At 38.8% G+C, this 13434-nt stretch carries 12 protein-coding genes; all 12 read left to right on the top strand.

Annotation, left to right across the window (positions count from 1 at the left end; genetic code table 11):
- Positions 1 to 59 precede the first annotated feature (59 nt).
- The 12 genes from gyrA (at position 60) to MHI06_RS24605 (ending at position 13429) form a co-directional block, all read left to right on the top strand.
- The gene (gene gyrA / locus MHI06_RS24660) at positions 60 to 2492 is read left to right on the top strand and encodes a DNA gyrase subunit A (protein WP_340399424.1); all 2433 of its coding nucleotides are present in this window, start codon (positions 60 to 62) and stop codon (positions 2490 to 2492) included.
- Positions 2493 to 2934: 442 nt separating this feature from the next.
- On the top strand, positions 2935 to 5472 hold the full coding sequence (gene uvrA, locus MHI06_RS24655; protein WP_340399423.1) for an excinuclease ABC subunit UvrA: 2538 nt from the start codon (positions 2935 to 2937) through the stop codon (positions 5470 to 5472).
- A 5-nt stretch (positions 5473 to 5477) separates the two neighbouring features.
- On the top strand, positions 5478 to 5825 hold the full coding sequence (locus MHI06_RS24650) for a hypothetical protein (RefSeq protein ID WP_340399422.1): 348 nt from the start codon (positions 5478 to 5480) through the stop codon (positions 5823 to 5825).
- A gap of 435 nt (positions 5826 to 6260) precedes the next feature.
- Entirely contained in the window at positions 6261 to 7364 is a 1104-nt protein-coding gene (gene recA, locus MHI06_RS24645) for a recombinase RecA (RefSeq protein ID WP_340399421.1), read from the top strand.
- 183 nt (positions 7365 to 7547) lie between these two features.
- Positions 7548 to 8465, top strand: a complete 918-nt coding sequence (locus tag MHI06_RS24640) for a sigma-70 family RNA polymerase sigma factor (protein ID WP_340399420.1) — start codon at positions 7548 to 7550, stop codon at positions 8463 to 8465.
- 64 nt (positions 8466 to 8529) lie between these two features.
- The gene (locus tag MHI06_RS24635) at positions 8530 to 9033 is read left to right on the top strand and encodes a CarD family transcriptional regulator (protein ID WP_340399419.1); all 504 of its coding nucleotides are present in this window, start codon (positions 8530 to 8532) and stop codon (positions 9031 to 9033) included.
- Positions 9034 to 9144: 111 nt separating this feature from the next.
- Positions 9145 to 9384: a hypothetical protein gene (locus MHI06_RS24630; protein ID WP_340399418.1), complete on the top strand. Its 240-nt coding sequence runs from the start codon at positions 9145 to 9147 to the stop codon at positions 9382 to 9384.
- Between the two features lie 179 nt (positions 9385 to 9563).
- Positions 9564 to 10829: a DNA polymerase V gene (locus tag MHI06_RS24625; RefSeq protein WP_340399417.1), complete on the top strand. Its 1266-nt coding sequence runs from the start codon at positions 9564 to 9566 to the stop codon at positions 10827 to 10829.
- Positions 10822 to 11160, top strand: coding sequence for a YolD-like family protein (locus MHI06_RS24620; protein WP_340399416.1), 339 nt, complete (start codon positions 10822 to 10824; stop codon positions 11158 to 11160). Before MHI06_RS24625 ends, MHI06_RS24620 begins: the two co-directional genes overlap by 8 nt.
- Positions 11161 to 11249: 89 nt before the next feature.
- A complete protein-coding gene (locus MHI06_RS24615) occupies positions 11250 to 11711 on the top strand; it encodes a hypothetical protein (protein ID WP_340399415.1) in 462 nt (153 codons plus the stop codon).
- 154 nt (positions 11712 to 11865) lie between these two features.
- On the top strand, positions 11866 to 12594 hold the full coding sequence (locus tag MHI06_RS24610) for a hypothetical protein (RefSeq protein ID WP_340399414.1): 729 nt from the start codon (positions 11866 to 11868) through the stop codon (positions 12592 to 12594).
- A gap of 157 nt (positions 12595 to 12751) precedes the next feature.
- Entirely contained in the window at positions 12752 to 13429 is a 678-nt protein-coding gene (locus tag MHI06_RS24605) for an SDR family NAD(P)-dependent oxidoreductase (RefSeq protein WP_340399413.1), read from the top strand.
- The last annotated feature ends 5 nt before the right edge of the window (positions 13430 to 13434 follow it).

Raw genomic sequence — 13434 nt, 5'->3', positions numbered from 1 at the left:
TTCTCTATCTTAGTCACTTTAGAATTGACAATGTTTCAAAAGAAAAAGAGGTCATGAATATGGACAAACCTGATGGACAAATAGTAGAGCGTGACATCAGCACAGAAATGCGAGAATCTTTTATTGGCTATGCGATGAGCGTCATTGTAAGTCGAGCTCTGCCTGATGTGAGAGATGGACTAAAACCAGTACATCGCCGCATCCTGTATGCAATGTCTGAGCTTGGTATAACCTCTGATAAACCATATAAGAAATCTGCAAGGATAGTTGGAGAGGTCATTGGTAAGTACCATCCACATGGGGATGTCGCGGTGTATGAAACAATGGTGCGAATGGCTCAAGACTTTTCCCTCCGTTACATGCTTGTTGATGGGCATGGTAACTTTGGCTCTATAGACGGAGATAGGGCTGCTGCGATGCGCTATACGGAAGCTCGGTTATCTAAAATTGCCACAGAGATGCTACGTGATATCAACAAAGACACAATAGACTTTCAGCCTAACTACGATGGTGAAGAGCAAGAACCACTTGTGTTGCCTGCAAGATACCCTAATCTTCTTGTTAATGGTGTGGGTGGTATTGCAGTGGGAATGGCAACAAATATACCTCCCCATAATTTAGGAGAGGTTATTGATGCTTTGAATGCCATGATAGATAACCCGAGCATTACTACGCTAGAATTAATGAATTACATTTCAGGACCAGATTTCCCCACAGCAGGTTATATTATGGGGTATTCCGGGATCCGGCAAGCTTATGAAACTGGTCGAGGCTCGATAACGATGCGGGCCAAAACAACCATAGAAGAAATTGAAAACAAGTCAAGAATTGTCGTGCATGAAATACCTTATCAAGTAAACAAAGCTCGTCTTGTAGAAAAGATTGCAGAACTTGTTCGAGATAAAAAAATTGATGGTATCACCGATCTACGTGATGAGTCCGATCGTATGGGTATGAGGATAGTCATTGAAATACGACGTGGTGTTAATCCAAATGTTCTACTAAACAACTTGTTGAAAAATACATCGTTACAAACTAATTTCGGCATCAATATGCTCGCAATTGTAAACAATGAACCTAAAATTTTGAGCTTACGAGAGATTTTACATCATTATTTACAACATCAAATTGTTGTCATCCGACGTCGCACTGAGTACGAACTACGTAAGGCAGAGGCAAGAGCCCATATATTGATAGGTATGCGAATTGGTTTAGATCATATTGATGAAATAATAGATTTAATTAGATCATCTGCTTCAAGTGATATTGCTAGAGAAAGTTTGATTGAACGTTATAATCTAAGTCTTGATCAGTCACAGGCCATTCTTGATTTACGATTGCAGAGACTAACTGGTTTAGAACGGGAGAGAATTGAAAGTGAGTACAATGAGATTTCAGCAAAAATATCAGATTATCGTAAAATTTTGGCTAGTGATTCGCTGATTCTAGAGATCATTCGAGAAGAAGTGATAAGCATCAAAGATCGTTTTTCTGATGCTAGACGCACTGAAATTTTATCAAATACTGAAGATATTCTTGATGAAGATCTGATCCCTCGTGAGGATGTGATCGTCACGATTACTCACACTGGATACATTAAACGTTTACCAGTTTCAACATACCGTTCGCAGAAACGCGGTGGTAGAGGAGTTGTGGGTACGGATACCAAAAGTAATGATTTTGTAGAGCATCTGTTTATAACACATTCACATAGCTACTTGTTATTTTTCACAAATAAAGGAAAGGTCTATCGACTAAAAGCATATGAGATTCCTGAACTCGGACGTACAGCTCGTGGAACAGCAATCATTAACCTCCTTCAAATTGAACCAGGTGAAGTCATCAATGCAGTTATTGAGGTTGAGAACTTTGAAAGTAATGATTTTATTGTTTTTGCGACAAAACAAGGCGTAGTAAAGAAAACTTCTTTAGCTGATTACAAGAATGTTAGAAAGTCTGGTTTAATTGCTATCTATCTGCGTGACGAGGACTCACTTGTAGATGTAAAACTCACTGATGGTACAAAAGAAATAATATTGGGGACTACGAAGGGGATGTCCATTCGTTTCTCTGAAAAAAATGTACGCGCAATGGGACGAACAGCGGTAGGGGTCAAGGGTATTGATCTAAACAAAGAAGATATTGTTGTGGGCATGGATATTATGGAACCTAATCAAGATGTTCTCGTTGTATCTACTAATGGATATGGTAAACGGACCCCGACAAAGGAATATCGCATTCAAAGTCGTGGTGGTAAAGGAATCAAAACAATAAATACCACTGAAAAGAATGGTCTGTTAGTTAGTTTAAAAGTGGTCAGCAGTGAAGAAGATTTGATGATTATAACTTCTAGCGGTACGCTTATTCGAATGAGTATGAAAAGTATATCAACGATGGGACGCTCCACTCAAGGTGTTAAGCTTATTAACACGCGCGATGATGACTCCGTGGCCACTGTATGCCGATCTAATCAATCTGAAACGGAAGATTAGTATTTATTCACAAATTCCATCAGAACATAAGTTGGTAAAAGGTGAAATGTCGATATTACATTGTTATCGTCCAACTTGTTTGTTACGTATAACAACGTGAAATCGACATATATCTTACAAGGCAGTGGCACTTTAGAGTTAAGGCACACTTATGTGCTACTGAACAAAGCGGGCTTAATTATACTGAAAATTTTATTTCTAGATTTCAAAGAGAAGTGGCTAACTTAGAAATGAAAGTTGAAATTTACAAAAGAGACTAGCAAAATCACCGTAGGCATTATAGCCAAAAGCCATATTTGTTCACAAAAACACTGAATCAGAAGGCTTGCATATCTGTTTAATTACATTCTCATATCCTATTACTAATAATTCGTGTACTAAGCTCAAGAAATAACAGTTAGTTTAGAGCAATCTATTGTGTCTTTAAAAGGGAGGTTCAACAGTGCAAAATTATATTTATGTCAGAGGTGCAAGAGAGAATAATTTAAAAAATATCAACGTTGATGTGCCTCGTGATCAGATGGTTGTTTTCACAGGAGTGAGTGGCTCGGGAAAATCTAGCTTGGCATTTGATACACTGTATGCTGAGGGTCAAAAGAGATACGTGGAGTCATTGTCGGCCTATGCACGGCAATTTTTAGGGCAAAATACTACTCCAGACGTAGATTCCATAGAGGGACTTTCCCCAGCTGTGGCTATTGAACAGAAAACAACCTCACGAAATCCACGATCAACTGTAGGGACTATGACAGAAATCTATGATTATCTGCGTCTTCTCTGGGCAAGAGCAGGTACACCGCATTGTCCGAATTGTAAAATAGAAATAGGCCGACAATCTGTTGACGAGATTGTCGAGCACATTTTTCAGTTACCACAAGGAGCAAAATTTGCTGTACTGGCGCCAATCATCCGTGGACAAAAAGGAGAGCACCGTGAAGTATTTGATCAAGCACGAAAGGAGGGATTCGCACGTGTTCGTGTCAACGGAAGACATTATACCTTGTCGGATGAGATAGAAATCGACAAGGGTCAGAAGCATACCATCGACATCGTTGTTGATAGGCTAACTGTCAGAGATGAGGATGCTCAACGCTTGGCAGACTCCATTGAATTGGCTCTCTCTCTTTCAGGAGATATTGTCACAATTTATGAGTATGAGAATATGCAAGAAACAAGCTTCTCTCAAAGCTACAGCTGTTCAAAATGTGGAACGTCACTTAATGAATTATCCCCGCGGTTATTTTCCTTTAATCATCAACTAGGGGCTTGCCAAACATGTCATGGGCTAGGAATTCAACTCAAACCTGAGGATTATGAACACTTAAAGAATTCGCAGTTTGAAACCTATGGCGAGCTTACTACTCTATCTTGCCCGGATTGCCAAGGAGATCGCTTGTCCGCGCAGCCTCTTGCTGTCACGGTTGGAGGAATGAACATTGCTGAATTTTGCAAGTTATCCATTAATGATGCTATTGATGCAATAAATAATCTAGAGTTAAGAGGAGCCAAAAGCACCATTGCAAAGCCTATAACTGACGAAATAATTACTCGGCTTCTTTTTATGAAAAAAGTAGGCTTGACTTATTTAACACTCTCTCGTGTTTCAAGCACACTTTCTGGTGGGGAGAGTCAGCGGATTCGATTGGCTTCACAAATTGGCTCAGGTTTGGCCGGTGTGCTTTACGTCCTAGATGAACCTTCCATTGGATTACATCAACGTGACCATTCCCTCTTGTTAGCGGCACTACGTGATTTGCGAGATCAGGGGAATTCGCTCCTTATTGTGGAACATGATGAAGAAACAATTCGTCAGGCAGACTGGATTGTAGACATTGGTCCTGGAGCAGGAAAACACGGCGGAGAACTTGTGGCGCAGGGCACACTGAAAATGATCATGAATGAGCCAAATTCTTTAACTGGTCAATATCTATCGGGTAAAAAAAGAATCCGTGTGCCTGAAAATAGACGTTCCGGAAATGGGAATACATTAGGGATAATTGGTGCGACCGAAAATAGTTTGAAAGGTATTGATGTCCACATTCCTTTAGGGACACTAACCTGTGTTACAGGTGTCTCGGGCTCAGGAAAATCTAGTTTGATCAATGAGATCTTGTATAAGAAATTAGCTGCTCAACTTAACCGAGCTCAGACAAGGCCTGGAAAACATAAAGAAATTGTAGGTGCTGAATTTCTCAACAAAGTAATCCACATTGATCAAAGCCCAATTGGGCGTTCGCCCCGATCTAATCCTGCGACATACACAGGTTTGTTTGACCTTATCCGTTCCCATTATGCACTTACAAGTGAAGCAAAAGTACGTGGGTACGAAGCGAGAAGATTCTCTTTTAATGTAAAGGGGGGGCGATGTGAAGCTTGTGCTGGAGATGGTGTAATGAAAATTCGAATGCATTTTCTTCCTGATGTATTTGTTCCTTGTGAGGTGTGCAAAGGGAAACGATTTAACCGTGAAACTTTGGAGATCAATTACAAGGGAAAAAATATTGCGGATGTGTTGGCGATGACCGCTGAAGAAGCTGTAACGTTCTTCGAAAACATGCCGAAAATTCGTAAAAGAATTGAAGCAATTTGCAAAGTGGGGCTGGGTTATGTCCAACTGGGACAAGCATCCACAACATTGTCTGGAGGAGAAGCTCAGCGCGTAAAGCTTGCTGCAGAACTTTTAAAGCCAGCTACTGGGAAAACCCTATATGTGATGGACGAACCCACCACAGGCTTGCATGTAGATGATGTCAATCAATTGATAAATATCATGCATGAACTGGTCGATAGTGGGAACACCGTGATCGTCATCGAGCACAGTATGGAAGTGATCAAAAACGCTGATTACATCATTGATTTGGGACCAGAAGGTGGGATAAACGGAGGGGAGCTTGTTTGCGTCGGTTCACCAGAGGAAGTTTCCAGATGCGAAACAAGCCACACTGGGAGATTTTTAAAAAAAGTGTTGGAGGAGTCTTGAAAGCTATGGAACTGATTAGCCAAAAAGTAACGCATATTCGTTTCGGTGAAGGATTTATCGTAAACAAAACAGACAATCGAATCGGCATTCATTTTTCAGATCCGATAGGTCTAAAAGTATTCGTTTTTCCAGATGCTTTTGTACAGTATTTATGGATGGAAGATCATAACGTTCAAGAATATGTGATTAACCAATATTATCAAAATCAAAAGAAAATTGAAGCTGAAAAACAACGGCAACATCAGCTTCAAGAAGAGGAAGAGGAACGACAAATGGCGGACGAAATGGCTAGTAAAGCAACAACTCGTAAAGCTGCGGCATTAAAGAGAAAGGCACTAAAAAGAAAGACGTGAGTTTAATCACTGCCGCATGGAGATTAGGTAAGGCGTTTACGTTTCCAAAAACCAAAATGACCTTTTAGTTCTGTATAAAGATGCGAATTTTATTAATTAACACGAAAAATTAATGAGAAATCGAAGAAGTTGATAGCTAGTCGCTAATCTAATAAGAAGAGATTAGCGGACCATAATTCACATAATAGACATAAATCACGGGCCCTAATCTCTTGACATGCATGTGATATAATTAATTTATGAATTGATTACTAATGCTTGCCGGTATTTCTTCAGGTAAGAATGTCGCGATGTAAAAAAAAATCATCAACAAAAAAACCAAGTATACAGATAAGTTTTGTGAGATATTTGACTTTATATCTTTATACTAAAAAAGGAAAAAATGCTTTAACTAACTTATTCAACTTTTGAAGATAACTTAAGGAGGGTTCAACTATGAACACTGAATTACCATCGACATCAAAGATTGAAAAACAAAAAATGTTAGAAAAGGCATTGGCGGAGATTGAGCGAACTTTCGGAAAAGGATCTATCATGCGCTTAGGTGAACATTCAACTAATAGAGTAACAGAAACAATTTCAACAGGTTCTATTGGTCTTGATCTGGCATTGGGAATAGGTGGTGTACCAAAAGGTAGAGTGATTGAAATATATGGCCCAGAGTCGTCAGGTAAAACTACTCTTGCTCTCCATGTCGTTGCAGAGATTCAAAAAGTAGGTGGAACGGGAGCATATATAGACGCAGAACATGCATTGGATCCAACCTATGCAAGAGCATTAGGTGTTGATGTTGATTCAATGCTTATTTCCCAGCCTGACACCGGAGAGCAGGCTCTAGAGATCACAGAAGCATTAGTAAGATCTGGCTCTGTTGATGTGATTGTTGTAGATTCTGTGGCAGCGCTCGTTCCTCGTGCAGAAATTGAAGGGGAAATGGGAGATGTCCATATGGGACTCCAAGCGCGTTTAATGAGTCAAGCATTAAGAAAGCTGACAGGAACAATCTCAAAAACACAAAGTATTATCATTTTTATAAATCAACTTAGAGAAAAAATTGGTGTAATGTTTGGTAGTCCGGAAGTAACTTCAGGAGGGCGAGCATTAAAATTTTTTTCCTCTATACGCCTTGATATTCGTCGAATAGAATCCATAAAAAATGGATCTGAAATTGTAGGAAATCATGTACGTGTCAAAGTTGTGAAAAACAAATTAGCTCCACCATTTCGGATGACTGAGTTTGACATCATGTATGGTGAGGGTATCTCAAGGATGGGAGAACTTATCGATATAGGAATTGAACGTGGATTGATTCAGAAATCTGGTTCTTGGTTTTTTCAGGGAGAATTGAGACTTGGACAAGGGAGAGATTCAGCAAAGAAATATTTTATGGATCATCCCGATGAAGCAAAAACATTAGAAGATGAAATTCGAAAATGGGAGCACGCTTCTGTAGGTGATAATGAGAAAAATTCAGTACAGGACAAACACGATCCATTATTGGATGCTAGGGATGATAGGGCCAAATTGAATAATGATTAAGTCTGAGTGGGACAAAAGATGGTATTCGTTGAAACTTCTTGTAACTTCTTGATTTCGTGATTAAAGATAACTAAAACATCGATTAGTTCTTAAAACATGCGCTATAATAATTGATTTTTTTTGGTTTTGATGTATCTAAATGAACATCTGCAATGAGTAACATTATGAGAGTAAAGGGACCATATGAATAAAGAATATTTTAATGAATCAATTGCAATGTATGAAGATAATAAAGACACCCATGTCCGACAATTACGGAAAGAAAGTTCGATGAAGGATTCTCTACAATTTTATTTAGACAACATAGGAAAAGTACCGCTTCTTTCTAAAGAGGATGAAACAATTTTGGCAAGCCAAGTCAAACAAGGCAATGAAAAAGCTAAGCTGAAATTCATAGAGGCGAATTTGCGTTTAGTTGTCAATATTGCAAGCAAGTATAAATGGAATGACTTGCCTCTTCTTGATCTCATTCAAGAGGGAAACCTAGGTCTAATAAGAGCAGTAGAAAAATTCGATTTTCAGAAGGGTTTCAAATTCAGTACCTATGCGACTTGGTGGATCCGCCGAGCAATAGAACAGGCTATCGTAGAAAAAGGACGAATTATTAGATTTCCAACTCACATTTTTGAATTATTGAGAAGATGGCAAAAAATTTACCAAGTCTTTTTTTCAGAATTTGGTCGTGATCCTACTCTTGAAGAGATGGTACACAAAATGAATATGCCAATGAACAAGATAATTGAAATAAAAAAACTGGCTGAAAAACTAGTTTTGTCTCTAGACTTAGAGGTTGGGGTAGACAAAGATACAAAACTCGGAGATTTGCTTGAATGTACTAACGAAAAAAGTACCGTTAAACTTGTAGAACAAAAATTTCTAGAGGAAAGGATAAACAATGTTCTTCATACTTTGAGCGAGCGGGAAGAAGGTATAATTCGTTTTCGCTACGGATTTGATGACGGAGAAGTGCATAGTTTTCAAGAAATAGGTGAGGTGTATGGTGTTTCGCGTCAACGTATTTACCAAATTGAAATTAAAGCATTAAAAAAAATAAGCGAATATTTTCGTGAAGAACGACTTCAGGACTTTCTTGAGGTCTGAGAGTTTGGTATTTAAAGAATTTAATTTATTATAGCAAATTCTAGGGATCTTATGGGGGTAAAACATGAATGGAGTCAAGACAGGAGAAATGGTTTTTTATCCATTTCATGGGGTAGGGCTCTTAAAAGAAAAAGTAACGCGTCCATGTGAAGATAAACAAAAGGATTACCTCAAAGTCTATTTTCATGAACTAAAAATGGAGATTTTCATACCTGTGGACTCGGCTGAACAGAAGGGAATAAGGGCACTGACAAGTCGAGAAACTTTAGAGCAATCAAAGAAACATTTCTTTAAAAAATACAATAAATTACCTCTTCTAGCCTCTGAAAGAAAGAAATCGTTGGACCGAAAGCTAAAATCAGGAGAAGTCCTTAACATAATTGAGGTGATTCGAGATTTAGTCTGTGCATCTCAATATGATCTTAGATTAGGTTTCCAGGACAAACAGTTACTTGAAGTAGCAAGTAACTTACTGAAAGACGAATTGATGCATGTTCTCAATTTATCGAGTGAAGAAGTTTCTGAAATTCTGAAGCGTACTATTAAGTCAAGATCAAAGAACAAATAACTATTATTGTAATGATCAAAATTGATTTGCTTAACGTATTTATGCTGAATTTAGGTATCACTAAGTTGCAGTACACTAAGAGAATTTAAAGACAAGGTGGTAAAGAAGCACATGAAACGTGTACTTTATGCGTGTATTGAACAAACCATACATTTTCGTTTAAAAGAGGATGCTGAGGGTGAGGTTGCACTACGGGCTGTTCGAGCAGAATTAGAAGATTTCAAATCAACTTTACAAAGGAAGAAAAAAAAATACAAAATTACTGAGGAAATCCATCAAATCGATGGGTCTATTATTGTGAAATTAAAAAGACAGCACAATAACTATGATTGCGGCAGTTACCTTGACTAGTTAGTGCAGTGTCGAGAGTGATTGTAAGTTTACTTGTGTTTTACTATTCAGTACGAAGAGCAATAAACATTGTATTGAAAATGTGTCTTTAGGTTAATAATCTCCTTTTCCGCGTGTCAGATAGTATTTTTCGTGGTATTATACAGGAACAAATGTTCTTGTTGGAAGGAGTGGAGAAAATGTTACCACCAAGACAAAAGTGGCCCAATCATAGTGTTCTGGCCATTGACGCAAAAAGTTTCTACGCTTCAGTTGAGCTATCTGACCGGTCTTTGGATCCATTGAAGACCAAACTTGCTGTAGTCAGCGATTTGTCGAAACGCGGTAGTGTAGTGCTCGCAGCATCACCCGAATTAAAACTCCAACACAATATCAAAACGGGTAGCAGGCTTTTCCAGATTCCTAACCGTGAAGATATCATATTGGCTCAATCCCGTATGGGAAGATATGTAGATGTGTCTATGGGTATCATGGATATTTTATATAAATATGCACCATCAGAAGCTATACATGCTTATTCTATTGATGAGTGGCTGATTACAATAGATGGTACTGAACATATGCATGGCTCGCATAAACAGGTCGCCATGAAGATTAAGCATGATATATACAAAGTATTTGGAATTCCTGTAAGTATAGGTTGGGGGCAAAATAAAGTTGTTGCTAAGATAACGATGGACTTAATTGGTAAAAAAAGTGGTTATGCTGAATGTAGTTATGATCAAATTGAAGCACTTCTGTGGCCACATTCAGTGAGGGACGTTTGGGGCATTGGAGGTCGATATGCGAGAAGACTCAATGCAATGGGAATCTATACACTGGGTCAATTAGCCCGAAAACCGCTACATGTGCTGCGACAAGAGTTTGGTCCAGCCATGGGAGAACAATTCTATTATCATGCAAACGGATTAGATTTTAGTCCTGTTTTTGTTGATCCAATAATGGAGGCTCGTAAAGGGTTTTCCAATGGGATTACCTTCATGACTGATTACTCGTGGGAAGACACAAAAGTAGTTATTCACGAATTATCTGATTTACTTGCTGCTCGGCTTCGCTCTTATCATATGGCAGCTTTTACAGTGAATTTGTCAATGCGTTATACGAATGATTATAATGGTCGGCGCTTTTCTCAATCGATCACTTTAGCATCCGCGACCAATTTATCCATTCATTTATTCGAAGCCTGTATGACTATGAATTCTAAGAATGAGATACCGGCACCAATTCGACAAATTTCCATGTCAGTAACGAATGTCATTCATGAATCAGAAATCCAGTTGGATTTATTTAGTTGGGAAGAGGATGAGAAACAACGGGCTCTTGAATCAGCTTTAGACAAAATAGTAGCCAAATTCGGAACCACAGGAATCTTCCGAGCAACATCACTTACCAAGGCTGGTACCCTTCAAGATCGTGCTAAGAAAATAGGTGGCCATTATGAGTAGAGAGTATCCTTTGCCGTATGACCGGGGAAATAAAAAATGGACTTCTCTTTTACTTTCAGAACATCGTGAACGTCTGTTGCAATGGAAAGAGAGTCATGGAAAGCAGGAAAGACCTGTTCTTACGCCAGAACGCAGTAACGAGCTTGCATTTCTAATTCAAGAAGCATTTTACGAACAAAGTTATATCACAATAACTTATTTTAGTGATGATGAATTTCAACAGTTACATGGCAGAATTAAAAATTGCAGGTTAGATATAAAATCAATTGAAGTAAGTAGTAAAGACGGTCCTGCCAGTATCCTTTTCAGAGACATCATTGAGATCCTATAAAGAGATAAAAAAACATTAATTTTGTGCCACTTGCCATTTTGATTATATTTTACGGTTTGCAATTCAAATCATCTGAAAGCAGGGTATATATGATTCTTACAAGGAAAGAGGCCACAGTAATCGAAAAAATCCGTAATCGTAGCACTCGAAAGGAAATTGCTCGCAAACTAGGGATTAGCACGTTCGAGGTAGAGGATATAGTCAATGATCTGGTTCAGCGTTTAGCTATTCAGCGATCGGACAATGTAAAGGAAGAGTGTGAAGTTCTCTTGGACACGTATGAAATTGAGGATATCACTGAGAAAATATCTAAACAAAAAAAGACAATTGAAGTATTAATACCTGAAGGATATGAAGACCACATTAGAAAGCAATATGGGATATTTCCTCGCAGAGAAATTGCAAGACAACTTAATTTGAGTAAAGTAACACTGAATCTTATGATTATGCAGCTTGGGTTAAGGGAGAAGGAGATGCCAGAGCTTCATAAACAGCGCTTTTTCGAGCAGAATGAAGACCACATTCAAAGTGTCAACGTTAAAGAAGTGTAAAAGACTAAATCGAATTTTGGACTCTCTGAAATCTAGGTGTAGTTATACTCCTCCCAACTTCAAAGTAACAGAAAATTCTTTTCCGTTACTTTGAATAACTCTCTGATACCAATAAAATGAATCTTTTTTTAGTCTGTTCAAGGTTACGTGTGTTTTGATTCAATTAACAGTATTTGACGTTTTTCGTCTGTATTTAATGGTTATATTTGAAAAAAAACGGTTCGATTACGGTTCTTCAATGGACAGCAAGATTATCAGGGAGCTTTTTATGCTATGCATTGAAAGTACGCGTATATTGCAAGAGGATCAGGAGTTTGGGAAACATGGTCAGATTCAGAAGTGGAGTATCGACTATAATGAGCTGAATCCTGGGTATTTATACTATTTATTTGCACTCCATCCTGGAACACAAATTACGTTGGAAACAATCCCAGATTTGGCTAAAGCAGCCCGAGTCACATTGGATAGAAGGTTGCAACATGGAGGAGGACACACTGGGTGGAGTAGGGCATGGATCTTAAACATGTGGGCATTTCGGTCTGTAGAGAAAGCAAAGTCACGGTATTTATGGAGTATGCCTTATTCACCCCATTTCTTTGCTAAACATCATATTCTTCTAATGACTTTTTTCAAAGATCATCTTTCTGAGGTGGCTTTTTTTTGGGATACGAATCAAGTCCAGATCGGACTAATGAACGAGGGAATCTGTTTGGTCAGTCAGAATATGTGGAAGACTGATCAAATAGAGATGGGTATAAAACTTTCTTTACCAATCGTTCTAGATATGTTATATTGTTGGCGTAAGAGAAATACACGGATAAGAAGTCGAGAATTATGGGACTTGGCGGAAGATATAGCTAGTGTATTTGTATGGTTGTTTTAGAACGTTCATTCTAAAATCATCCTTCCTACGGAAGGGATACATCAATATCTAGTAAAATCGCGCTTATAACAGGTGTGTTCTATTACGTGGACACTCAAGTTCCATGGTAACCAAATGTTTTAATCATGACTTTGATTTCCATAAAAGAGGAGGTTTGGTGTTGAAAACTATTGCCATCATTGGTGCCGGACCCGGTCTGGGTTACTCATTAGCCAAAACGTTCGGGAGGCAAGGTTTTCGTATTGCTTTAGTGTCCAGAACACAGGAGAAGCTGGATCAATATGCGGAACAGCTGAACGAAATGGGAATTGAAGCTCAGGGATTCGCCGCAGATATTACGAACAAAATGCAATTGACCAGGGCGTTTCAAGAAATTAAGAATACATTCGGTACAATCGATGTCGTGGAGTTTAGCCCTCATAGTGGAAGCGTGCCGGTGACATCAGTTCTGGAAACGACGGATGAGAGTGTTCTTCAAATATTCAACAATGTCGTGATTGGAGCGATTAATACAGCCAGACAAGTGATTCCGGATATGATGGAGCGTGGCGAAGGGGCCATCCTGTTCACAAGTGATCTGTCAGCCATGAGTCCAAGCGCTATGTTCGGAAACTCAGGTATCGCGATGTCGGGTTTGAGGAACTATATCCTGAATTTACACGAACGGTTGCTTCCGCGTGGCGTGTTTGTTGGGCATCTATCCATCAGTCCGCTCATTAAGAAGGGGACAGAATTTGATCCGGATCAGGTTGCAGAGGCGTGGTACGCTCTATATAAGCGCAGAACACAGGCAGAAGAGACCTTTCCGAAAGGGATTATGCAACTATTGAATTGATTGCG

Source organism: Paenibacillus sp. FSL H8-0079 (genome assembly GCF_037991315.1).
Lineage (GTDB): Bacteria > Bacillota > Bacilli > Paenibacillales > Paenibacillaceae > Paenibacillus.
The sequence above is the reverse complement of the archived record's forward strand: the minus strand, read 5'-3'. Positions and strand labels throughout refer to the sequence as shown.